Raw genomic sequence first — 23,607 nt, 5'->3', positions numbered from 1 at the left:
TCGCAGCCGCGCCGCGAGGCGTATTACTGCACCAGTTCCTGCTCGCTGAACATGTCGCTGAACAGCATGCTGGACAGGTAGCGCTCGCCGGAGTCCGGCAGGATCACGACGATATTCTTGCCCTGCATTTCCGGCCGTTCGGCCAGCCGTACCGCCGCCGCCATCGCCGCTCCGCAGGAGATGCCGCACAGAATGCCCTCTTCGCGCATCAGTCGCAGCGCCATCTGCTTGGCCTCGTCGTCATCGACCAGCTCGACGCGGTCGACCATCGACAGGTCGAGGTTCTTCGGTACGAAGCCGGCACCGATGCCCTGGATCTTGTGCGGGCTGGGCTTTACCTCTTCACCGGCCAGCGTCTGGCTGATCACCGGGGAGCTGGTGGGCTCCACGGCAACGCTCAGGATCTGCTTGCCCTTGGTGTTCTTGATATAGCGCGACACGCCGGTGATGGTGCCCCCTGTGCCGACGCCAGCCACCAGCACATCGATGCCGCCATCGGTGTCATTCCAGATTTCCGGCCCGGTGGTCTTTTCGTGAATCGCCGGATTGGAGGGATTCTCGAACTGCTGGGGCATGTAGTACTGCTCCGGGTTCGAGGCGGCGATCTCCGCAGCCTTCTCGATAGCACCCTTCATGCCCTTGGCCGGCTCGGTGAGTACCAGTTCGGCGCCGAGCGCCTTGAGCACCTTGCGTCGCTCCAGGCTCATCGAAGCCGGCATGGTTAGCATCAGTTTGTAACCGCGCGCGGCGGCGACGAATGCCAGGCCGATCCCGGTGTTGCCCGAGGTAGGCTCGACCAGCGTCATGCCGGGCTTGATCCGGCCGCTGTCTTCGGCGTCCCAGATCATCCCTGCGCCGATCCGACACTTCACCGAATAGGCCGGATTGCGCCCCTCGATCTTGGCCATGATGCTCACGCCCTTCGGCCCGAGACGATTGATCATGACCAGCGGGGTGTTGCCGATGGAGCGTGCGTTGTCTGCGTATATGCGACTCATGGGAAGGCCCTGTCCGAGGAGTATCAGACCGTTCAGCCTATGCGCAGTCCTGACGACAGTCCAGCCGAACTCATGCCTGCCGGCCGGGTCCATCGTGCATAACCTCGCACATCCCGGAATGCCATGACTCGCCGCCTGCTTCCCCTGTGGATCCTGCTAGCGCTCGGCCTGCTGCTGATCCTGCTGCATCTCGCCCTGCCGCACCTGGTGCGCAACTTCCTGAACGAGAAGATGGCCGACATGGGGGACTATCAGGGCCATGTCGAGGATGTCGACCTGGTCTGGTGGCGTGGCGCCTACCGGGTCGAAGGCCTGCTGATCGAAAAGAAGGACAAGCGGGTGCAAGCCCCCCTGTTCAAGGCGCCGAGCATCGATATCGCCATCAGCTGGGACGCGATCCTGCGCCACCGCGAAATCGTCGGCGAGGTCGTCTTCAAGCAGCCACACCTGAACTTCGTCGATGGCGGCGACAGTGGCGACTCGCAGAGCGGCGAAGGCGTCGACTGGCGCGACCAGCTCGATGCGCTGGTGCCCATCACGCTCAACGAGATTCGCGTAGTGGACGGCCAGCTGTCGTTCCGCAATTTTTCCTCCGACCCGCAGGTGCACGTGTATGCCAGCGACATCCAGGCGAGCCTGTACAACCTGACCAACACCGACGATGCCGACGGCACTCGCACGGCGACCTTCGAGGGCACCGGCAAGCTGTTCAATCAGGCGCCGATCGAGGCGACCGCGCGCTTCGACCCGTTCACCGACTGGGAAGACTTCGAGGTGAATCTGCGCGTGACGGGGGTGCCGCTCAAGCAGCTGAACGACCTCAGCCGGGCCTATGGCAAGTTCGATTTCGCCGGCGGCACCGGCGACCTGGTGGTCGAAGTCGAGGCCAGCAACAGCCAGCTCGACGGCTATATCAAACCGCTGCTGCGCAACGTCGACATCTTCGACTACGAGCAGGACGTGGCCAACGAGGACAAGGGTTTCTTCCGCGGCCTGTGGGAGGCGGTCGTCGGCGGCGGCCAGGAAGTGCTGAAAAACCAGCGCAAGGACCAGTTCGCCACCCGCGTCGAGCTGTCCGGCACGACCAAGGAAACGGACGTCAGCCCGTTCCAGGCGTTCGTCGCGATCCTGCGCAATGCTTTCGTCGAGGCCTTTACCGCCCGCTTCGAACGCGCGCTGGACGAGGAAGAATGATCCGCGGGCGTCACCAGAAACACGCACACGGCCATTCAGTGACTGAATGATGCGCTCGCGTTCACAGCCACACGGCCTTCCCTTATAGTCGTCCACCTGACTACAACGAGCGCCTGCGTGCTAGGCCCCGCCGAAGGAATCCGCAATGAAATTCGAAGGCACCCAGTCCTACGTCGCCACCGACGACCTGAAACTCGCGGTCAACGCCGCCATCACCCTGCAGCGCCCCCTGCTGGTAAAGGGCGAACCGGGCACCGGCAAGACCATGCTGGCCGAGCAGCTGGCCGAATCCTTCGGCGCCAAACTCATCACCTGGCACATCAAGTCCACCACCAAGGCCCACCAGGGCCTCTACGAATACGACGCGGTCAGCCGGCTGCGTGATTCGCAGCTGGGCGTGGACAAGGTCCACGACGTGAAGAACTACATCAAGAAGGGCAAGCTGTGGGAGGCTTTCGAAAGCGAGGAGCGGGTCATCCTGCTGATCGACGAGATCGACAAGGCCGACATCGAGTTTCCCAACGACCTGTTGCAGGAACTCGACAAGATGGAGTTCTACGTCTACGAGACCAACGAAACCATCAAGGCAACGCAGCGGCCGATCATCATCATCACCTCCAACAACGAGAAGGAACTGCCGGACGCCTTCCTGCGCCGCTGCTTCTTCCACTACATCGCCTTCCCGGACCGCGAGACGCTGCAGAAGATCGTCGACGTGCACTATCCGGGCATCAAGCAGTCGCTGGTCAGCGAAGCCCTGGACGTGTTCTTCGACGTGCGCAAGGTGCCGGGCCTGAAGAAGAAACCCTCGACTTCCGAGCTGGTCGACTGGCTGAAGCTGCTGATGGCCGACAACATCGGCGAAGCCGTGCTGCGCGAGCGCGACCCGACCCGTGCGATCCCGCCGCTGGCCGGTGCGCTGGTCAAGAACGAGCAGGACGTGATGCTGCTCGAGCGTCTAGCCTTCATGAGCCGACGCGCCAACAGCCGCTGATCGGCGCCGGTTTCCGGTGGAGCCGGCCGTGCACTCACTGGAGGAAGAAACCATGCAAACGCATACCGGTAGTTGCCTGTGCGGGGTCGTGCGCTATCGCATCGACGCTCCCATCGACGCGCTGACCCATTGCCACTGCAAGATGTGCCGCAAGGCCCACGGCGCCGCATTCGCCACCTATGCGAGCGTACCGCTGGATGCCTTCCACTTCATGTCCGGCAAGGATCAGCTCGGCGTCTACCATTCCTCCGAGCACGTCACGCGCACCTTCTGCATTCGCTGCGGTGCCAATCTGCTGTTCGTCGACAACCGCGAACACGAGGTCGGCGTCGCCGCCGGCACCCTCGACTCACCGCTGCCGGAGCCGCCGCAATCGCATATCTACGTCGACTCGAAGGCCGACTGGTATGCGATTCGCGACGGGATGCCCCAACACAACGGCGACAGCCCACGCTGAGCGCCCGTATATCGCGCCGACCTCGGCGCCAGAGGTTTCTGCCATGCTGCTTGGCCTGTTCAACGAGATGCGCGCCGCCAAGGTGCCGGTATCGGTGCGCGAACTGCTGGATCTGATCGATGCGCTCAAGCACCGCGTCGTGTTCGCCGACATGGACGAGTTCTATTTCCTCGCGCGCACGGTGATGGTCAAGGACGAGCGCCACTTCGACAAGTTCGACCGGGCCTTCGGTGCCTACTTCAAGGGCCTGGAGAATCTCGACCAGCACCTCGAAGCGCTGATCCCCGAAGACTGGCTGCGCAAGGAGTTCGAGCGCAGCCTGACGGACGAGGAGCGTGCGCAGATCCAGTCCCTCGGCGGGCTGGACAAGCTGATCGAGGAGTTCAAGAAGCGTCTCGAAGAGCAGAAGGAACGCCATGCCGGCGGCAACAAGTGGATCGGTACCGGCGGCACCAGCCCGTTCGGCTCCGGCGGCTACAACCCCGAAGGCATCCGCATCGGCGATGCCGGCAAACGCCAGGGCAAGGCGGTGAAGGTCTGGGACCAACGCGAATACAAGAACCTCGACGACCAGGTCGAACTCGGTACGCGAAACATCAAGATCGCCCTGCGCCGCCTGCGCAAATTCGCCCGTCAGGGCGCGGCGGACGAACTGGACATCGACGGCACCATCGACCATACCGCGCGCGATGCTGGCCTGCTCAACATTCAGATGCGACCGGAGCGGCGCAACGCGGTGAAGCTGCTGATCCTGTTCGATATCGGCGGCTCGATGGACGCCCACGTTAAGGTCTGCGAGGAGCTGTTCTCTGCCTGCAAGACCGAGTTCAAGCACCTGGAGTACTTCTACTTCCACAATTTCATCTACGAATCGGTGTGGAAGAACAACTTCCGCCGCACGTCGGAGCGCACCTCGACGCTGGATGTGCTGCACAAGTACGGCGCGGACTACAAGGTGGTGTTCGTCGGTGACGCGGCGATGGCGCCCTATGAGATCACCCAGCCGGGCGGCAGCGTCGAGCACTGGAACGAGGAAGCAGGCTACGTGTGGATGCAGCGCTTCATGGAGAAGTACAAGAAGCTCATCTGGATCAACCCCTATCCCAAGGATACCTGGGGCTACACCACCTCCACCGGGATCGTTCGCGAGCTGGTGGAAGACCGGATGTATCCGCTGACCCTCAGTGGGCTCGAGGAAGGGATGAAGTTCCTGGCCAAGTGAGCGGTCGGCACCTGGGCGGCGACCGCTGAGCGCACGGCGATGACGCTCAGCGATACGGCCGGTAGCGTCGCGCCCGCGAGCGAAGCGGGAAACTGGCGGCCAGCAACAGGCTCTCCACCAGCCAGGCCAGCAGCAACGCACAGCTCAGGCCCCAAGCGATGGCCTCGGGCGCCAACAGGACCTGGAAGCGGTAGCTGCTCCAGACCTGCTCGCGCAAACTGCGCTGTGCGCCAAGCAAGACGTGCGCGGCCCGTGCGTACCACGGCCCCTGCATCGCCTGCCATTCGCGCTCCAGCATCCGCGCCCGGCTCACCAGCTGCTCCACGCTCTGCGCATCGCTCTGGAACACCGGGTCGTCGCTGTCCTGATAATGCCGCACCAGGGCATCCAGATCGCCGCCGAAGAAGCGCTGCGCCGTCTGCTGAAAGCCCTGCAGGCCCTGCTGAGCCTCCAGCCGTCGCGCCTCGACATGCTGCGCATAGGCCTCGATGAATCCCGGCACCTGGATGCCGACCAGCAGGCCGAAGGCGAACAGGGTCAGACGCAGATAACTCCTCAACACTCGGCCACCCTCCCCCGAGCGATACACTCGCCGAGGCGCCATAGACTCCACTGGCCGGGCTCGTGCAGCGTCCATTGTTCGTTGTTCGTCAGCGGCTCGGTGGCCAGGACGGTGACCACGTCGTCCGGTGTGGTTTCGGCATGGAAGTTCACCGTCAGCTCGGCGTCCCTCAGCTGCGCCGGCCCGAACGGCGCGCGCCGGGTGATATCGGCGAGCTTGGTGCTGCAGAAGCTGAACAGCCATTCGCCATTGCTCAGCAGGCAGTTGAAGACTCCCTTGCGGCGGTATTCGACGCAGGCGCCAAGCAGAACCGGCAGCAGGTTGTCCGGTGGGCAGCGGTCCGGGAAATCCAGGCGGATGCGGTTCAGCAGGTCGCAGAACGCGCGCTCGCTGTCGGTGTCGCCAACCGGGCGGTAGATGCCCTTAGGCGGCTCGAAGTCGGCGAGCTGGCCGTTATGCGCGAAGCACCAGTGCTGCCCCCACAGCTCGCGAACGAAAGGATGGGTATTGACCAGCGAAACCTTGCCCACATTGGCGTGGCGGATGTGGCCGATCACCACTTCGCTCTTGATGAGGTAGCGTTGCACCATCTTCGCCACTTCGGACTCGCAACTGGCGACCGGGTCCTGGAACAGGCGCAGGCCGCGACCTTCATAGAAGGCGATGCCCCAGCCGTCCTTGTGCGGCCCGGTCTTGCCGCCTCTCTGCATGAGGCCGGTGAAGCTGAACACGATATCGGTGGGCACGTTGGCGCTCATGCCAAGCAGCTCGCACATGCGTCATCTCCCGATGGGGGTTCGTAACCTATGTTTGGCTGCGCTCAGATCCGCGGCTCGGTGCGCATCCGGCCACGCGATGGGGTGTAGTCCGGCTCATCGTCGTGCTCATCCTCCATGCGCTCGCGCAGCGTGCGTGGGTCCTCGTCCGCAACGGCTTCGTCGCGCCGGCCGTACCTGCGCTCCAGCGGCCAGCGAATGGCGACCAGCAGCAGATACAGCGCGAAGGCGATCAAGCCGTACATCGCAAGATCCGCCACCGCTCGCCAGGCGTTGTTGCCGACCTTGAACGCCAGGTCCATGGCAGTAATGGCCACGGCGGGCGCGAACAGTTCCTTCGCCGGGTCGACGATGGTCGGCGTGAACAGCAGCACGGCCGCGATCAATCGCAGCGGCTCGCGCAACCAGCGCCACATCCAGCGCGTCACCCGGAACCAGAACAACAGGCAGCCCAGCGCGGCTAGCCCGTACAGGGCCCAGGCAAGCGAATAATCGGATTCGAACATCGGCATTGGCGTTTCTCGTACCTGCGGCGACGCGGCGAGCATGACAGCGACGCAAAAAAGAAGGCGGCCATGATAGCAGCCCCTGCCCGGTCACCGTCATCGATGGTGACAACAAGCCACTGGCGGGGGCCGACGCAAGGTCGTATAAACCTGTTAAACGAAAGGGTAATCACCCAGATACCGCCGGGACGACCACTGCCTCTGGCGACCGGCACGCAAGGAGAAACGCGCCATGCCCTACCAACACATACTGGTCGCCATCGACCTGACCGAAGAATGCCATCCGGTTGTCGCTCGCGCGCAGTCGCTCGCCAGCACCTCCAATGCCAAACTGAGCCTGGTGCATATCATCGAACCGATGGCCATGGCGTTCGGCGGTGACGTGCCGATGGATCTTTCGATGCTGCAGCAACAGCAGTTCGATCAGGCCCGCGAGCGCATGAACGGCTTTGCCGATAGCTATCCTGGCCTCGCTCCGGAAAATCGCCATCTGGCTTATGGGCAGCCTCGCCAGGAAGTGCATCGACTGGCCAAGGAGCAGCGCTGCGACCTGATCGTGGTCGGCAGCCACGGCCGCCACGGCCTTGCGCTGCTGCTCGGCTCCACCGCCAACGACATCCTGCATGGCGCGCCGTGCGACGTGTTGGCCGTGCGCCTGAAAAAAACGGAATGACAGCCCCGACCGCGCAGCGCGATGGCGCTGCGCGGTCGCGGTGATCAGAAGAGCTCCACGCCCTCGCCCGCGCTCATCACCAAGGGGCGGATCTTCTGCAGCTGCGTCTCCAGCGAATAGGTCAGGCTGGACGCCATCGAGAAGAAAGTCAGAAAGGCCTTGAGGTTGGAGTCGGCGTGGCAGGTATCGTGAATGCGCTGCCAGAACGCCTGGTTGACCAGCTGCAGTTGCTGGAACGAGCGCACCAGCCCCCGCAGCTCCCAATCGGCATGGCGCCCTTCGCGCAGATTGAAATACTGTCGCGCCAGGTAGAGCGACACGGCCCGCAGCACGAACTCATGATTGCTGGCGAACGGCAGATGCTGCTTGGCCATGGGTTTGAGCCGGCCGAGCACCGGGCAGGCACTGGTCGCCATGATCACTCCGAGCAGCGCCCGCAAGCCCTCGTCCAGTCCGACCTGCTTGGTGTATTCGCGCTCGGGGGTACGCACCCAGACCAGAGCCTTCTGCACGGCGGGCAGCCCCTGGAAGTCCTCGATCACTCGATGCAGGTCCACGGCGGCGGGACAATGGCTGAAATCGTCCTTGCTGAGCGGGCAGTTGGAGCAACGCTGATGATCGAGGCGGGTCCATTTTGGCGCCTGGGCGGCGGCCTCCTGGTCGTAATCACGATCCAGCTCGATCCGGTAACTGAAATCGTGTTCGTCATCCAGAGTGATGCGGTATTCGATTGCCATTAACGCTCCATCATGACTGCTGATCCTTTTCCGGATACTTAACTACGCGCCAGCGCGCATGGCATTGATCCATCTCATAAGCCGTGACCGGGACCCGCTCCGCCGTGCAGCGGCTCCCGTCTTCGCGGGCGCCGCCGGGGCCCACAGCGTGCGATCACTCCTCGAGTTCGGCCCAACGCTCCAGCAGCCCGTCGAGCTCGAGCTGTAGCGCCTCAAGGCGGGCCAGCGCCGCGGCGGTCGCCTCGGGCGCCTGCTGATAGAACGCCGGATCGGAAATGTCCGCCTGCAGCGCCTCGATGGCCTTCTCGGCCTCATCGATCTTGCCCGGCAGCGCCTCCAGTTCGCGCTGCAGCTTGTAGCTGAGCTTCTTCTTCGCCGGTGCCGCTTCGGCCGGCGCCGGAGCGGGAGCAGGCGCCGCCCCCTGCGCCTTGCCGGCCTCCTTCGCCTGCGCAGCGGAGTCGGCAACGCCCAGCAGACGCGGCGAACCGCCCTGGCGCAGCCAGTCTTGATAGCCACCGACGTACTCGCGCACCTCGCCACCGCCCTGGAACACCAGCGTGCTGGTGACCACGTTGTCGAGGAAGGCCCGATCGTGGCTGACCATCAGCACCGTGCCCTGGAAGCCGAGCAGCACCTCTTCGAGCAGTTCGAGGGTTTCCACATCGAGATCATTGGTCGGCTCGTCGAGCACCAGCAGGTTGGCCGGCTTGCTGAACAGCTTCGCCAGCAAGAGCCGTGCCCGCTCACCGCCGGACAGCGCCTTGACCGGCGTGCGCGCCCGCTGAGGACTGAACAGGAAGTCGCCCAGGTAGCTCAGCACGTGGCGATTCTGCCCATCGATGGTGATGAATTCGCGGCCTTCGGCGAGGTTGTCCACCACGGTCTTCTCCAGCTCCAGCTGGTGACGCAATTGGTCGAAATACGCCACTTCCAGCTTGGTGCCGAACTCGATCGAGCCGCTGCTGGGCTGCAGTTCACCCAGCAGCAGCTTGAGCAGCGTGGTCTTGCCGGTACCGTTGGCGCCGAGCAGGCCGATGCGGTCGCCGCGCTGAATGACGAGGGAAAAGTCGCGGATCAGCGGTTCGCCGCCCAGATGAGCAAAGCTGATGTGCTCGGCAACGACAACCTGTTTGCCGGACTTTTCCGCGGTTTCCACCTGGAAAGTCGCCTTGCCTTGCACATTACGGCGCTCGCTGCGCTCGGCACGCAGCGCCTTGAGGGCACGCACACGACCCTCGTTACGGGTGCGCCGCGCCTTGATGCCCTGGCGAATCCACACTTCCTCCTGGGCGAGCTTCTTGTCAAACAGGGCGTTGGCGGTTTCCTCCGCGGCCAGCTGCTGTTCCTTGTGCACCAGGAAGCTGGCGTAATCGCCGTTCCAGTCGATCAGGTGGCCACGATCCAGCTCCAGAATGCGGGTCGCCAGGTTCTGCAGGAAGGCGCGGTCGTGGGTGATGAACAGCACGGCACCGTTGAAGCCGGTCAGCGCTTCCTCCAGCCAGGCGATGGCGCCGATGTCCAGGTGGTTCGTGGGTTCGTCGAGCAGCAGCAGGTCGGGTTCGGACACCAGCGCCTGAGCCAGCAGCACTCGCCGCCGCCAGCCCCCGGACAACTCAGCAAGGGTGCGATCGGCGGGCAACTGCAGGCGGCTGAGCGTGCTTTCCACCAGCTGCTGCAAGCGCCAGCCATCCTTGGCTTCCAGGGCCTGCTGAACATGCATGAGCTTGTCGAGGTCGTCCTGATCCTGAATGTTCATGCTCAGGTGATGGTACTCGGCGAGCAGCTCGCCTACCCCGGACAGGCCTTCGGCGACCACATCGAAGACCGTGCGGTCGTCGGCCCGCGGCAGCTCCTGTGGCAGCTCGCCGATCTTCAGTCCCGGCGCGCGCCAGATTTCTCCGTCGTCTGCGCTGCGATCGCCCTTGACCAGGCGCAGCATGCTGGATTTGCCTGTCCCGTTGCGGCCGATGATGCAGACCCGCTCGCCCCGCGCGATCTGCCAGGACACGCCATCCAGCAACGGCGTGGTGCCGTAGGCGAGAGATACATCGGTGAACTTGAGCAGGGTCATGGCTACCTCCGAAAACAGGGCGCGCATTCTAGCAGGATGGCGACCATGAACCCGGTCGGATCCGAGATTTATCGCTGCCGAGCTGGCGCGCCGGCCTCCCGTCTGTCGGCGACTTGCGCCCCTGTCGCCGTACGCTCGTCGGAAGAGTGGTTTTGTTTGTTACCAGAGCTTAATGCTCGTTTAACTGGCCGGTGCGGCAAGCTAAGCTAGCTCCTGCAGCAGGCCGTCTCCTGTGCCGCCCGGTACAGCACGTCGCCTGTCATCTCAACGCCCCCCGTTTTACGGATGTACCATGCGCGGCCGACTCTCCAGTTTGTGTTTCTGCCTGTTCGTTTCTGCCATTGGCCTGGATGCGTCCGCCGCCAGTCTCAGCCAGCAACGCCAGTATTACGATGAGGCCAAGCAGGCCCTGGCCAAGGGCGATGCGGGTCCCTATCGCCGTTACCAGAGCGCCTTGCGCGACTATCCGCTCGAGCCCTACCTCGCCTATGACGAGCTGACCCATCGGCTGAAGTCGGCCAGCAATCAGGAAGTCGAGAAGTTTCTCGCCGAACACGGCGACCTGCCTCAGATCAACTGGATGAAGCTGCGCTGGCTGCGCCTGCTGGCCGCCCGCGGCGACTGGCAGACCTTTACCCGCTATTACGATCCGAAGATGAACTTCACAGAGCTGGACTGCCTGTTCGCGCAGTATCAGCTGCGCAACGGTCTCCCGGACGCTGACGCCGCAACCGAGCGGCTGTGGCTGGTCGGCAAGTCGCAGCACAACTCCTGCGACCCGCTGTTCGAGCTCTGGGAATCCAAGGGTCTCCTGACCGAAGACCGGCGCTGGAAACGCACCAAGCTGGCCGTGGAGAGCGGCAACTACGGGGTCGCCAGCTTCCTGGTGAAACGTCTGCCTACGCTGCAGAGCCAGGGTCAGCTGATGATCGACGTGGCGCAGAAACCGCAGATGCTTCGCCAGTCTGAACGCTTCTCGCCGACCAGCCCGGCGATGGCCGACGTCGTTTCGATCGGCCTGCGGCGCCTCGCGCGCCAGGACCCGGAGCAGGCGCTCAATCTGCTCGACGGCTACGCCCGCCGCTTTGCGTTTTCGCCCGAGGAAAAGGTCGCCATTGCCCGGCAGATCGGGCTGACCCTGGCCAAGCGCTTCGACAGCCGCGCGCTCAAGGTGATGGCCGAGTACGATCCCGAGCTGCGCGACAACACCGTAACCGAGTGGCGCACCCGTCTGCTGCTGCGCCAGGGCCAGTGGGATGAAGCGTACCGGCTGACACAGCGTTTTCCCGATGAACTGGCCAATACCAATCGCTGGCGCTACTGGCAGGCGCGCAGCCTGCAGCTGGCCAAACCGGAGAGCAAGCAGGCGGCCCTGCTCTATAAGCCAGTGGCCGAAGAGCGGGATTTCTACGGCTTCCTGTCGGCCGACCGCATCCAGGCGCCGTACAAGCTGAACCATCAGCCACTGGCGCTCGATCCGAAGGTCGTGCAGAAGGTACGCAATACCGCCGGTATTCGCCGCGCACTGGAATTCCACGACCGCGGGCAGATCGTCGATGGCCGCCGCGAGTGGTATCACGTCAGTCGGCTGTTCAGCCGCGACGAGATGGTCGCGCAGGCACGCATCGCCTATGAAAAGGAGTGGTACTTCCCGGCCATCCGCACCATCAGCCAGGCGCAGTACTGGGATGATCTGGACATCCGCTTCCCCATGGCCCACCGCAACACCCTGGTACAGGCCGCGCGGGCGCGGGAGATCCATCCCAGCTGGGCGTTCGCCGTAACCCGCCAGGAAAGCGCCTTCATGGCCGATGCCCGCTCCCATGTCGGCGCCACCGGCCTGATGCAGCTGATGCCCGCAACCGCCAAGGAAACCGCCAAGCGCTTCAACATCCCGCTGGCTTCGCCGCAGCAGGTCCTGAACCCCACCACCAACATCCAGCTGGGCACTGCCTATCTCAGCCAGATCTACGGGCAGTTCAACGGCAACCGTGTACTGGCCTCGGCCGCCTACAACGCCGGCCCCGGTCGTGTGCGCCAGTGGCTGCGGAACGCCGAGCACCTGTCGTTCGATGTGTGGGTAGAGAACATTCCGTTCGACGAGACCCGCCAGTACGTGCAGAACGTGCTGACCTACTCGGTGATCTACGGGCAGAAGCTGAATTCACCCCAACCGCTGGTGGAGTGGCACGAGCGTTATTTCGAATCGCAGTGACGCGCAGCCGGCCCGGACGGCACACCGTCCGGGCCCGGCCGTTTCTCACTCCAGCCGCTCGACCGGCATTCCGACTTCCAGCTCGCCACGCCCTTCGGCGATCAGATTCTGGCCGAAAAACACCCCGCCCGGCCCTTTGCGATACGACAGCAGCGTATTCAGTGGCTCCCGATCGGGCGCGCGCTCGCCAGTGGCCGGGTCGAGCGTGGGGATGACGCAGCGCGAACAGGGCTTGACCACACGGAAGGTCAGCTGGCCGATACGGATGCGCTTCCAGCCATCCTCGGCATAGGGCTCGGCCCCGCTGACGACAAGGTTCGGTCGAAAGCGCAGCATCTCCAGTGGACGCCCTACACGCCGGGCCAGATCGTCCAGCGACGCCTGACCGATCAGCAGAAAAGGAAACCCGTCACTGAAGGCCGTACGCTCGCCGAGCCGCGCATAATCCAGATCGACCTGAATGCCGTCGTCCTCCGGCAGGTACACGAGCCGGCAGGCCTGACCGAGAAAGTCAGAGAGCCAGGCCGCGGCGGTCTCACCAGCATCCGGTACCACCGGATTGGCGCTCCAGACCTGCACACAGCGCATCGTCTTGTCATCCGGTACTCGCACCAGCAGCTCCGGCATGCCGGGCGCCGCCAGCTTCAACGCCGTATCGCCTTGCCAATGCGCCTGCAGCAAAGCCATACGCGGCAGTACGCGCTGGGTGAGAAAGCGCCCGGTGCCGGCGGCAACCACCATCCAGCGCCGATCGCCGAGCAGACCAAGCGAATCGCTGGCGCAGCGCTGCAGCGATTCGCCAGCCGCCGACTTGAGAGGGAAGCGATAGAGCGAGGAGAGATGCATGCTGCGCCTCCTTGGGGGAAAGCGCAGCAGCATAGCAGGGGCGGCTGCGTGGTTCAGCAGCCGGCTACAGGCGGGCTGTCAGGCCTGCTCGTCCAGCTTCAGGCGGTCCTGGATCACGTCCACCAGTTTTTCCGGCTGGAACTTGGAGAGGAAGTTGTCACAACCGACCTTCTGCACCATGGCCAGGTTGAAGCTACCCGACAGTGACGTGTGCAGCACCACATAGAGGTCCCGCAGACGCGGATCGTGGCGAATCTCGGTGGTCAGGCGATAGCCGTCCATCTCCGGCATCTCGGCATCGGTGAACACCATGAGCAGCTTGTCGGTGAGCACTTCGCCGGCGTCGGCCCACGCCTTGAGCATGTTCAGGCCCTTCAAGCCGTCGCTTGCGGTGTGGATCTTCAGGCCGAGCTGGCTGAGGGTTTCGCGCAGCTGAGCCAGGGCCACCGAGGAATCGTCCACGCAGAGCACTTCCCGGCCACGAGCACGCTCGAGGATCGGATCGGCCAGCCGCTCGGCGGAGATGTTGGTGTCATAGGGGACGATCTCGGCGAGCACCTTCTCCACGTCGATCACTTCCACCAGCTCATCGTCGACCTTGGTGATCGAAGTCAGGTAGTGCTGCCGGCCGGCGGTAGTCGGCGGCGGCATCACCGCTTCCCAGTTCAGGTTGACGATGCGGTCCACGCCACCGACCAGAAAGGCCTGCACGGTGCGGTTGTACTCGGTGACGATGATGGTGCTGCGCTCGTCCGGCACCAGTGGCCGCAGGCCGATGGCTCGCGACAGATCGACCACCGGCAGGGTCTGCCCGCGCAGGTTGACCACGCCGCACACCGAACTGTGTCGGTGCGGCATCAGCGTCATCTTCGGCAGCTGGACAACTTCCTGCACCTTGAAGACGTTGATGGCGAACTTCTGCCGCCCGCCGAGCCGGAACATGAGAATTTCCAGGCGATTCTGCCCCACGAGGCGGGTGCGTTGATCGACTGAATCGAGAATGCCGGCCATTTCCAGGCTCCTTGGGAAAACATGGTAAGAGGCATATCGGCCGCATCCCCTTCGGCTTTATGTACCGTTCACCACTTTTTTCCCAACTTACCGGCTGCCGGCTTCGCCCATATCACTGCGCCCGGAGATTTCGTTGCAGCAGCGGCGACTCCGCGGGCACGTGCAGGCGCAAAGCCCGCGGGCGGACATCGAAGCGCAGACAGGCGCCTGTGAAGGGTTCGCCGTCCAGATTGATGTTGATCGCCGTCGGCGCCTCGACCTCAAGCCAGGGCACCCGGGCACTGACCGACACCGCATCGACCCCAAGCAGACCACCGCTGAGCAGCGTGCCCAGGGTCCCGACGGCATCCGCCGGTGCCGGCACGATGCAGACGTCCAGCAGCCCATCGTCGATCGTCGCCTGCGGGCAGAGCAGCTGGCCACCGCCAGCCTGTCGCCCGTTGCCGATGCCCAGCGCCAGGAACTCTCCTTCCCAATCGAAGCCCGGCCCGCTGAAACGCCCCTTCGCGGAATGAATCTCGGCAAAGCGCGTCAGGCCGGTGAGCAGATAGGCGCCGCCACCCAGCACCCGCTTGAGCTCCTCGGAGGTGCTCGCGGTGACCTTGGAGCCGAAGCCCCCGGTGGCCATGTTGACGAAGGGATGGCCGTTCATTTCGCCGATATCGATCACTTGCGCCGGCTGCTCCAGCAGACCCAGTGCCTCGACCGGGTCGAGCGGTATGCCGGCAGCCTTGGCGAAGTCGTTTGCACTCCCCAGCGGCAGTAGCGCGAGGCTGGCGTCCGCTTGTATCTCCAGCATGGCCGCGGCCACCTCGTGCAAGGTGCCGTCGCCGCCACCGGCAATCAGGGTCGGATAGCCCGCATCCAGCGCCTCGCGCACCAGCCGCTGCGCATCGCCTGGCTCCCAGGTGACACGAACCGCCAGATCCCACCCCGCCTCGCGACGCTGTTTAACCGCCTCGCGTACCTCATCGTTGAGCGCCTGTTTTCCATGCAGTATCAGCAGCGCCTTGGCATCGCCCATGGCAGTTCATTCCTCGCAATTGGCACCGCTGCATAAGACCGGGGCCGGGGTCGGAAGTTGTGCGCAACAAGCGCAGCGGTATTAATCCAAAACTTCGATGTATCGCACCGCCCGTCATTATCCGCGTCCTGCTTAGCCCGCCACGCTCATCTCGGGCGCCGCTCAAAGCGCTTTCAAAACAGCTATTTGCGCGCATTTTGCGGGCCCGCTCATTTTTTTGGCGGCCCACTGACTCCTACTGAACTCATCCGGAGAGGCACGGTCGGAGCAGGAGTCCCGATCACGGTTGCGATGGCGGCCTGCTATCAATCCCCCGCGTTCCGCGGCGATTAATTCGAGATTTGAGCCAGCTTTGAGCTGAGGATGGAGCCTTGTATGCGCGTACAGTCTGTTGGAACCCTTGAATATGCTCACCCGAGTTTCGTCGATTACTTCCTTGCCAGCATTCGCCTGATCCACGGCCTCACGTCGATCCTGCCCGGGCTACTCCTGCTGGCGTTCATGGAACTTCCCGCCAGCGGCCCGTTCAGCGCATTCCTCGGCTTCTTCGCGGTACTCAGCGTCATCATCTTCCAGACCGTCGGCATCTATAGCGAAGAAGTGTTCAGCACCCTGTTGCGCTTCCGCGTCATGCTCGTGGCCTGGGCCGCAGCGTTCAGCTTCCTGATCTTCATGCATCAAGGCATGGGCCTGTTCAGTTACCTGGAAACCAAACACCTGGTGTTCTGGTTCTTCACCAGCGCCGTCCTGTTCGGCGCCGAGCGCCTGGCCATGCTCGCGCTGTTCCGCCGCCTGATGGCGCGGGGCATGTTCCTGCAGAACGCAGTAATCCTCGGCGGTACCGAGAACGGCCTGCGCGTGGCCGAACACCTGCAGAACCATCGCGACATTCGCACCGGCGTGCTGGGCTTCATCGATGACCGCCTCGAGCGGTTGCCGAAGGAACTGGCCAACCTGCCCCTGCTCGGCAACACCCGCGATCTGGAACGCATGATCCGCGAGGAAAAGGTCACCCAGGTGCTGGTCGCCCTGCCCTGGTTCGCCGACAGCCGCATCGGCCAGCTGATCAACGAACTGCGCAAGCTGCCGGTCAACGTCCTGCTGGTACCGGACATGGTCGCCTTCCGCCACGCCGACAAGCGCATCACCGAAGTCGGCGGCCTGCCCACCCTGATCGCGTCGGACCTGCCGCTGCGTGGCTGGTCCCCCTTCTTCAAGCGGCTGGAAGACATCGTCATCTCCAGCATCGCCCTGCTCGCTGCCGCGCCGGTGATGCTGCTCATCGCGCTGGCGATCAAGCTCGACTCGCCGGGTCCGGTGCTCTTCAAGCAAAAGCGCTACGGCTACAACAACCGGCTGATCGAGGTCTTCAAGTTCCGCTCGATGTACCACGAGAAGTCCGACGCCAACGCCGATCGGCAGACCACCCGTGGCGACGATCGCATCACCCGTGTCGGCCGCTTCATCCGCAAGACCAGCCTCGATGAGTTGCCACAGCTGCTGAACGTCTTCCTCGGCAGCATGTCCATGGTCGGTCCGCGCCCACATGCCACCGCCACCAAGGCTGCCGGCGTGCTGTTCGAGGACGCCGTGGCCGAGTACTCGGCACGTCATCGCGTCAAACCCGGCATCACCGGCTGGGCGCAGATCAACGGCTACCGCGGCGAGACCGACACGCTGGAGAAGATCGAGAAACGCGTCGAGTTCGACCTCGACTATATCGAGCGTTGGTCGGTCTGGTTCGACCTCTACATCCTCGTACGCACCCCGCCGGCGCTGCTGCTGAACAAGGACGTGTACTGATCGACGCACGCTCCGCGCGCCGCCGAAAAGACTGGAAAAAGTCACGCCGCACAAAGGCGTGACAGGAAGGAACTAATGACACTGCCCAAAATCTCACATTCGTTCATCACGGGCCGAATCCCGGCGGCTGCGACCTTGCAGCCACGAGGTTGAACCCATGTTCAAGAACATTTTGATCGTCTGTGTCGGGAACATCTGCCGGAGCCCAACCGCCGAAGCATTGTTCGCGCACAGACTCAGCGGCCAGGGCCTGACGATCAGTTCGGCGGGCATTGGCGCACTAGTAGGTAACCCCATGGACAAAACCGCCCATGAAGTACTGCAGGACCACGGGCTGGAACTCCCCGCCCACTGTGCGCGCCAGGTCGACAGTCACATGCTGCACCAGGCTGACCTGATCCTGGCGATGGAGAACAGCCACATTCAACACATTCGCCAGATTGCACCCGAGGTCCACGGCAAGACGTTTCTCATCGGCAAATGGCAGGACAACCTGGAAATTCCGGATCCCTACCGCCAATCCAAACCCGCGTTTGAACATGTCCACAATCTCCTGACGAAATCCGTCGAGAGCTGGCTTCCTTACCTGAAATGAAGAAGGAACTTCGATGACAACCATGCCCCGCCCAATCTATGAAACCAAAGAGGACAAGGACATCGACCTGGCCCACCTCTTTGACACCTTCATCAACAACCGCATGCTCATTCTGGGCATCACCGGCTTCTTCGCGGCCCTGGGCATCGCCTATGCGCTGCTCGCAACACCGGTCTATCTCGCCAGCGCGATGATCCAGATCGAACCCAAGAGCGGCTTGCCGAGCCTGACCGACGTGGTCAACAACAACCCGCCGGTATCGCCGGCACAGACCGAGATCGCGCTGCTCAAGTCGCGCTCGGTGGTGGGTGGCGCGGTCAGCAACCTGAACCTCGACATCATCATCAAGCCCCACCACTTCCCGATCATCGGCGGCTTCATGGCCCGGCGCTTCGAGCCGACCGAAGAAGGCGAGCTGGGCTGGTACCCGACCGGCCTCGGCGCTTACGCCTGGGGTGGCGAAGTGCTGAAGGTCACCCAGCTGGAAGTACCGGACAAGGTGCATGGCAAGGAGCTGACGCTGGAAGCCGCCGAGAACAACGGCTTCATCCTGCGCGATGAAGACGGTGAAGTCGTGGTACAGGGCGTCACCGGCGAGCCGGTAGAGAACGAAGGCTACCGCGTCACCGTGGCCGAGCTGAACGCTCGCCCCGGCACCACCTTCACCGTGATCAAGAATCGCACCTACAACACCACGGAGAGCTATCAGCAGCGCCTGTCCGCCGCCGAGCGCGGCAAGCAGTCGGGCATCGTCAACGTGACCCTGGAAGACCCGGATCCGCAACACGCCATCCGCGTGCTGGAGGAAGTGGCCAACCGCTACGTCGATCAGAACGTTGCCCGTAACGCTGCGGAAGCGACCCAGAGCCTGGAATTCCTCAACGAGCAGGTTCCGGCCGTACGCCGCAACCTCGAGGCTGCCCAGACCGCGCTGAACAAGTACCAGACCGGCTCCCGCTCGGTGGATATCACCGCAGAAACCCAGTCGGTGCTCGATCGCATCGTCGACCTGGAAAAGCAGATCTCCGAGCAGAACCTCAAGCGCACCGAGATGGAACGTCGCTTCACTCGTCAGCACCCGAACTTCCAGGCGCTGATGAACCAGATCAACCAGCTGCAGATGCAGAAGGACCAGCTGGAGAAGCAGATCGACACCCTGCCGTCGACCCAGCAGGAACTGCTGCGCCTGACCCGCGACGTGGAAGTTTCCTCGGAAACCTACTCCATGCTGCTAAACAAGACCCAGGAGCTGGACATCATCCGCGCCGGCACCGTGGGTAACGTGCGCATCATCGACCACGCCGCGGCAGACCTGGAAAACCCGGTCAAGCCGAACAAGCCGCTGGTCGTCATCGTCGCCACCCTGCTCGGCGCCCTGCTCGCCACCGCCTTCGTCTATGTGCGTGAAGCACTCAAGCGCGGCGTGGAGAACCCGGAGGACATCGAACGCACCGGCACTCCGGTCTACGCCTCGATTCCCTTCACCGAGAAGCAGGCCACGCTGGAGAAGCGCCTGGCCAACTTCAAGCGCGACAAGAGCACTGCATCCTACCTGCTGACCATCAACGACCCGGCCGACCTCGCCACCGAGGCCATGCGCAGCCTGCGCACCAGCCTGCACTTCGCGATGATCGAGGCCAAGAACAACGTCCTGATGATCACCGGCCCGAGCCCAGCAGTCGGCAAGTCCTTCGTCACCACCAACCTGGCCGCCGTTGTCGCTCAGTCCGGCAAGCGTGTACTGCTGATCGACGCCGACATGCGCAAGGGTTACCTGCACAAGGTCATGCGTTGCGATGGCGACAAGGGTCTGTCCGATATCCTCTCCGGTCGCATCACCCTGTTCGATGCCATCCAGAAGACCCAGCTGAACAACCTGCACGTGATCACCCATGGCCAGTTGCCGCCGAACCCGTCGGAACTGCTGATGCACGAGAACTTCTCGCGCTTCGTCAAGGAGATCAGCCACATGTACGACCTGGTGATCTTCGATACCCCGCCGATCCTGGCGGTCACCGACGCCGCGCTGGTCGGCAGCCAGGCAGGTACCACGCTGATGGTCACCCGCTACGGCCTGAACGGCCTGAAGGAAATCGAAGCGGCCAAGCGGCGCCTCGAGCAGAACGGCCTGCTGGTCAAGGGCGTGATCTTCAACGCCGTGGTCCGCAAGGCATCCACCTATGGCGAGTACGGCTACTACCAGTACGAATACGCCAGCACCAATAAGTAAGTGATTCGCACGGCGGCGGGGTCAACCCCGTCGCCATGCCGAACGCCGCCCCATTTTTTTTCGTATCTGCCCGACACTGACCTTGCGAGCGTCAGCGGACATTTTTTTTGCTTGAAGATAGGTGTTTAGCGATGACCAGACACTCCAACCGGCCTGCAATGCGCTCGACCCGACTGGCAGTGGCCCTGGCCGCCGCGCTGTCGGCTGTCGGCGTGTGCGCCGCCGACTGGCCTGTCAATGACGAAGGAGGCCTGGCCCTGCACGGGGTCAACATCTCCGGTGCCGGCTTCGCCCCGCACATCACGCCGGGCAAGAACGGCACTCACTACTTCTACCCCGAGAAGAAACACTTCAAGTACTACGCCGATCAGGGCATCCGCCTGATCCGCTTTCCGTTCATCTGGGAGCGCGTGCAGCACTCGCTCGATTCCGGATTGAACTTCGACCAGATCCGGTTGTTGAAGAAGACCCTGGATCTGGCCGCACAGAACGGCCAGAAGGTCATTCTGGACATGCACAACTATGGTCGTTACCACGGCGAACTCATCGGCTCGAGCAAGGTGCCCTACGAAGCCTATGCCTCGGTGTGGCGCAAGCTGGCCGAGCGCTTCAAAGGTCACCCGGGCCTGCTCGGCTACGACATCATGAACGAGCCGCACAGCACCGTGGGGCTCTGGCCGGGCGCAGCCCAGGCGGCGGTCGATGCGATCCGCGAAGTCGACGACCAGACGCTGATCTTCATCGAGGGCGAGCGCTGGTCGAGCGCCTATCACTGGCCGCTGGTGAACGCCAATTTCCTGATCAACGACCCGGCCGACCGCCTCATCTACGAGGCGCACCTGTACTTCGACGACGACTTCTCCGGCAAGTACATGGCCCAGACCAGCCGAAACATCGATCCGATGATCGGCGTCGAACGCGCGCGGCCATTCATCGAGTGGCTGCAGAAGCATGGCCAGAAAGGGTTCCTTGGCGAGTACGGCATACCCGACGACCTGCCCGAAGCGGCGCAAGCGATGGACAACCTGCTCGCCTACCTGAACGACAACTGCGTGCCCAGCGCGTACTGGGCCGGCGGCCCCGGCTGGGGCACCTACAAGCTTGCGATCGAGCCGCGCAACGGCAAAGACCGTCCGCAGATGGAGCTCATGCGCAAGCACCTGGCCAACGACTGCACGGCCATCGGCCCTACACCTGCGCAAATTGCTGATTGATTCTGGAGTGACTCGAACATGAAATTCGGACTGCTGTGGCATTCGTTCTCATCCGGCAACCTCGGGGTTGGCGCGCTGAGCATTTCCAACATGCTGCTGATCGACGAAGCCGCCCGCAAATGTGGCATCACCCCGGAGTTCCTGATCATCGGCTCCTCCGGCCCCTGTGATTACCCGCCGTCCACCGAACGCTTCAACTACGAATTCATCGAGTTCAACGAGAAGGCCCTGCTGAAGAACCCGCACGGCCTGTATCGGGCGATCGCCTCCTGCGACGCGATCTTCGACATCGGCGAGGGCGACAGCTTTTCCGACATCTATGGCGCCAAGCGCCTGATCAAGCTGCTGGTCAGCAAGGGCATGGCACTGGGTGGCCGCGTGCCGCTGATCCTGTCGCCGCAGACCATCGGCCCGTTCAAGTCCGATTGGGGCACCAAGGCCTCGGCCTGGGCGATGAAGAAGAGCACCATGGTCTTCGCCCGCGATCACCAGTCCTTCGATGTGCTCAAGCAGCTGAACATCCCCAATCGCGACGAGGTGATCGACGTCGCCTTCGCCCTGCCCTTCGAGCGCCAGAGCGAACAGCGCGACCCGAGCAAGCTCGCCGTGGGCCTGAGTGTCTCCGCGCTGCTGCATCATGGCGGCTACGAAGGCACGGCCAACCAGTTCGGCCTGCGCGCCGACTACAAGGCCCTGACCGACCGGCTGATCCGTACCCTGCTCGAGCGCGGCCACGAGGTGCACCTGGTGCCCCACGTGATCCCGATCGGGTTCCCCGCCGAAGACGACTACACCGTCTCCCAGCAGCTCCAGCAGCAGTATCCGGAGCTCAAGCTGGCGCCGCGCTTCAAGGGGCCGATCGAAGCCAAGTCCTATATCAGCGGCATGGACTTCTTCGTCGGCGCGCGCATGCACGCCACCATTGGTGCCTTTTCCGCGGGCGTACCGGTCGTGCCACTGGCCTACAGCCGCAAGTTCGCCGGGCTCTACCAGTCGCTGGACTACCACCGCGTGGTCGACCTCAAGACCGAGGACACCGACAGCGCGCTGGAGCTGGTACTGGCGCACCTGGACAACCGTGAACAGCTCAAGGCCGAGGTCGCCGCCAGCGGCGCGATCATCCGTCGCAAGCTGGACGCCTACAGCGCCGCGCTGGAACAGATCCTGGCGACGCTGCACCAGCCTCAGGCCGCGTATCAGAGATAACCATGCGCGACCACGCCCTGATGGGGGTCACCACGGCGGCTCGGACCGCCGTGCAGCTGGGCACCCTGCTGATCCTCGCGCGCACGCTGGGGCCGAGCGACTTCGGCTTCATTTCCATCGTCATCACCTGGTCGACCATCGTCGCCCTGGTGACCGACTATGGCTTCGGCATGCGCGCCCTGCGCGACATCGGTGCCGAACGCGAGCGGGCCGGCGAGATCATGTCGGCCAGCCTGGCGGCGAAGTCGGTGCTGGTGCTGCCGGCCTGCATCGTGCTGCTGCCGGTGATTCTGTTCGTGCTCGATCTGCACCTCATCGAACGTTTCGCCGCGGTGCTGTTCCTGCTCGGCACGCTCGCTTCGTCCTACGGCGACCTGGGTCTGACAGTGTTTCGCAGCATCGGCCAGTTCCACCGCGAAACCCGAATCGTGGTGGCGACGGCGCTGGTGCATTTCGTCCTGATCGGTGCCGCGATTCTGCTGCGCAACGACGTCCTGGCCATCGGCGTGGCGTTTCTCCTGTCGCGACTGATCTACGCCACCTTCGCCCTTCGCGCCCTGTCGAGGATCCTCGAACTGGGCGGCATCCTGCGCAATTCCTGGAAGGTGCTGGGCGAACGCTTCAAGTCTTCCACGAGCTTCGCGGTGGACAGTGGCGCAACCAACATCTTCGCCCAACTGGACGTCATCCTGGTCAACCACCTCGCCGGCCGCGAGGCCGCTGGCATCTACTTCGCCGGCTCGCGGCTGATCCAGGGCGCGGTGCCGTTCAGCGTGCTGCTGGCCAGCGTGCATATCCCGCGCTTCGCCTATCAGCTGCACAACAAGACCGCCGGGCTGGCCCGCTACGGCCTGCGCATCCTCGGCGAATACACGGGGATGGGGCTGATCTTCGCGCTGGCGTTCTTCTTTATCGGCCCGCTGTTTACCGATTACTTCCTCGGCGCCGAGTACGCGGAGCTGAACACCCTCTGGCTGGCGTTCGCCTGCTTCACCGCCGCGCGCTTCATCGCCGCCGGGCTTGGCGTACAGCTGATGGCCATGGGAACGGGCTTCTTGCGCACCTTCGGAATCATCGCCTCGGGCGTGATCACCGTGCTCTGTTACTGGATTTTCATTCCGTCCCACGGAATACAGGCGGCCCCCTGGGTGTCCACTCTCGGCATGGTCGTCCTGACAGCCATTTACGGTTATGCGGTGCTCGCCATCTACCGCAAGCGGCGCCAGCCCGCATGACCGAACTCGTTAAATACTGCCGGTCGCGCATCGCGCCC

Annotated in this window: 21 protein-coding genes; 12 read left to right on the top strand and 9 right to left on the bottom strand. The window is 63.5% G+C overall.

What is annotated here, in order from left to right; genetic code table 11:
* Positions 1-23 precede the first annotated feature (23 nt).
* Positions 24-998, bottom strand: coding sequence for a cysteine synthase A (gene cysK, locus ACVRRC_RS09260; RefSeq protein ID WP_019406109.1), 975 nt, complete (start codon positions 996-998; stop codon positions 24-26).
* Between the two features lie 123 nt (positions 999-1,121).
* Between cysK and ACVRRC_RS09255 the strand changes: the two genes are divergently transcribed.
* The 4 genes from ACVRRC_RS09255 (at position 1,122) to ACVRRC_RS09240 (ending at position 4,865) form a co-directional block, all read left to right on the top strand.
* Positions 1,122-2,192 carry a DUF748 domain-containing protein gene (locus ACVRRC_RS09255; protein ID WP_013983085.1) on the top strand — a complete coding sequence of 357 codons (1,071 nt, stop codon included), beginning with the start codon at positions 1,122-1,124 and terminating at the stop codon, positions 2,190-2,192.
* Between the two features lie 145 nt (positions 2,193-2,337).
* Positions 2,338-3,186, top strand: coding sequence for an AAA family ATPase (locus ACVRRC_RS09250; protein WP_011913591.1), 849 nt, complete (start codon positions 2,338-2,340; stop codon positions 3,184-3,186).
* Between the two features lie 52 nt (positions 3,187-3,238).
* Positions 3,239-3,643, top strand: coding sequence for a GFA family protein (locus ACVRRC_RS09245; RefSeq protein WP_011913592.1), 405 nt, complete (start codon positions 3,239-3,241; stop codon positions 3,641-3,643).
* Positions 3,644-3,686: 43 nt separating this feature from the next.
* On the top strand, positions 3,687-4,865 hold the full coding sequence (locus ACVRRC_RS09240) for a vWA domain-containing protein (protein WP_011913593.1): 1,179 nt from the start codon (positions 3,687-3,689) through the stop codon (positions 4,863-4,865).
* A gap of 46 nt (positions 4,866-4,911) precedes the next feature.
* Here ACVRRC_RS09240 and ACVRRC_RS09235 read toward each other — a convergent pair whose 3' ends face one another.
* From ACVRRC_RS09235 to ACVRRC_RS09225, 3 genes are read right to left on the bottom strand one after another with little or no spacing between them, the layout of a single operon-like run.
* Complete coding sequence (locus ACVRRC_RS09235) at positions 4,912-5,427, bottom strand: DUF2937 family protein (protein ID WP_019407003.1); 516 nt, start codon at positions 5,425-5,427, stop codon at positions 4,912-4,914.
* On the bottom strand, positions 5,421-6,203 hold the full coding sequence (locus tag ACVRRC_RS09230) for a class II glutamine amidotransferase (protein ID WP_472996900.1): 783 nt from the start codon (positions 6,201-6,203) through the stop codon (positions 5,421-5,423). The genes ACVRRC_RS09235 and ACVRRC_RS09230 overlap by 7 nt, the downstream gene beginning before the upstream one ends.
* Before the next feature lie 44 nt (positions 6,204-6,247).
* Positions 6,248-6,715: a hypothetical protein gene (locus ACVRRC_RS09225; RefSeq protein WP_017245246.1), complete on the bottom strand. Its 468-nt coding sequence runs from the start codon at positions 6,713-6,715 to the stop codon at positions 6,248-6,250.
* Between the two features lie 226 nt (positions 6,716-6,941).
* Here ACVRRC_RS09225 and ACVRRC_RS09220 point away from each other — a divergent pair, with 226 nt between their 5' ends.
* Complete coding sequence (locus ACVRRC_RS09220; protein ID WP_011913597.1) at positions 6,942-7,382, top strand: universal stress protein; 441 nt, start codon at positions 6,942-6,944, stop codon at positions 7,380-7,382.
* A gap of 44 nt (positions 7,383-7,426) precedes the next feature.
* On the opposite strand, the gene ACVRRC_RS09215 is transcribed toward ACVRRC_RS09220, so the two are convergent.
* Complete coding sequence (locus ACVRRC_RS09215; RefSeq protein ID WP_011913598.1) at positions 7,427-8,119, bottom strand: DUF6901 family protein; 693 nt, start codon at positions 8,117-8,119, stop codon at positions 7,427-7,429.
* A gap of 154 nt (positions 8,120-8,273) precedes the next feature.
* Positions 8,274-10,190 carry an ATP-binding cassette domain-containing protein gene (locus ACVRRC_RS09210; protein ID WP_472996899.1) on the bottom strand — a complete coding sequence of 639 codons (1,917 nt, stop codon included), beginning with the start codon at positions 10,188-10,190 and terminating at the stop codon, positions 8,274-8,276.
* A gap of 292 nt (positions 10,191-10,482) precedes the next feature.
* Between ACVRRC_RS09210 and ACVRRC_RS09205 the strand changes: the two genes are divergently transcribed.
* The gene (locus ACVRRC_RS09205) at positions 10,483-12,405 is read left to right on the top strand and encodes a transglycosylase SLT domain-containing protein (protein WP_151320014.1); all 1,923 of its coding nucleotides are present in this window, start codon (positions 10,483-10,485) and stop codon (positions 12,403-12,405) included.
* A 45-nt stretch (positions 12,406-12,450) separates the two neighbouring features.
* Here ACVRRC_RS09205 and ACVRRC_RS09200 read toward each other — a convergent pair whose 3' ends face one another.
* The 3 genes from ACVRRC_RS09200 to yegS all read right to left on the bottom strand — a co-directional run bounded on the left by ACVRRC_RS09200 (position 12,451) and on the right by yegS (position 15,286).
* A complete protein-coding gene (locus ACVRRC_RS09200; RefSeq protein ID WP_011913601.1) occupies positions 12,451-13,251 on the bottom strand; it encodes an MOSC domain-containing protein in 801 nt (266 codons plus the stop codon).
* A 78-nt stretch (positions 13,252-13,329) separates the two neighbouring features.
* Complete coding sequence (locus ACVRRC_RS09195; protein ID WP_011913602.1) at positions 13,330-14,262, bottom strand: chemotaxis protein CheV; 933 nt, start codon at positions 14,260-14,262, stop codon at positions 13,330-13,332.
* A gap of 112 nt (positions 14,263-14,374) precedes the next feature.
* On the bottom strand, positions 14,375-15,286 hold the full coding sequence (yegS, locus tag ACVRRC_RS09190) for a lipid kinase YegS (RefSeq protein ID WP_472996898.1): 912 nt from the start codon (positions 15,284-15,286) through the stop codon (positions 14,375-14,377).
* Between the two features lie 375 nt (positions 15,287-15,661).
* On the opposite strand from yegS, the gene ACVRRC_RS09185 reads away from it, so the two are divergent.
* The 6 genes from ACVRRC_RS09185 (at position 15,662) to ACVRRC_RS09160 (ending at position 23,569) form a co-directional block, all read left to right on the top strand.
* Entirely contained in the window at positions 15,662-17,089 is a 1,428-nt protein-coding gene (locus ACVRRC_RS09185) for an undecaprenyl-phosphate glucose phosphotransferase (protein ID WP_013983092.1), read from the top strand.
* 157 nt (positions 17,090-17,246) lie between these two features.
* Positions 17,247-17,684, top strand: coding sequence for a low molecular weight protein-tyrosine-phosphatase (locus ACVRRC_RS09180; RefSeq protein WP_014597010.1), 438 nt, complete (start codon positions 17,247-17,249; stop codon positions 17,682-17,684).
* A gap of 13 nt (positions 17,685-17,697) precedes the next feature.
* Positions 17,698-19,914, top strand: coding sequence for a polysaccharide biosynthesis tyrosine autokinase (locus ACVRRC_RS09175; protein ID WP_020307907.1), 2,217 nt, complete (start codon positions 17,698-17,700; stop codon positions 19,912-19,914).
* Positions 19,915-20,045: 131 nt separating this feature from the next.
* Entirely contained in the window at positions 20,046-21,128 is a 1,083-nt protein-coding gene (locus ACVRRC_RS09170; protein ID WP_011913608.1) for a glycoside hydrolase family 5 protein, read from the top strand.
* Positions 21,129-21,146: 18 nt separating this feature from the next.
* Positions 21,147-22,334, top strand: a complete 1,188-nt coding sequence (locus ACVRRC_RS09165) for a polysaccharide pyruvyl transferase family protein (protein ID WP_011913609.1) — start codon at positions 21,147-21,149, stop codon at positions 22,332-22,334.
* Between the two features lie 2 nt (positions 22,335-22,336).
* Entirely contained in the window at positions 22,337-23,569 is a 1,233-nt protein-coding gene (locus ACVRRC_RS09160; RefSeq protein ID WP_084904720.1) for an oligosaccharide flippase family protein, read from the top strand.
* Positions 23,570-23,607: the final 38 nt, after the last annotated feature.

It is taken from the genome of Stutzerimonas sp. LR2, assembly GCF_055755175.1.
The sequence above is the reverse complement of the archived record's forward strand: the minus strand, read 5'-3'. Positions and strand labels throughout refer to the sequence as shown.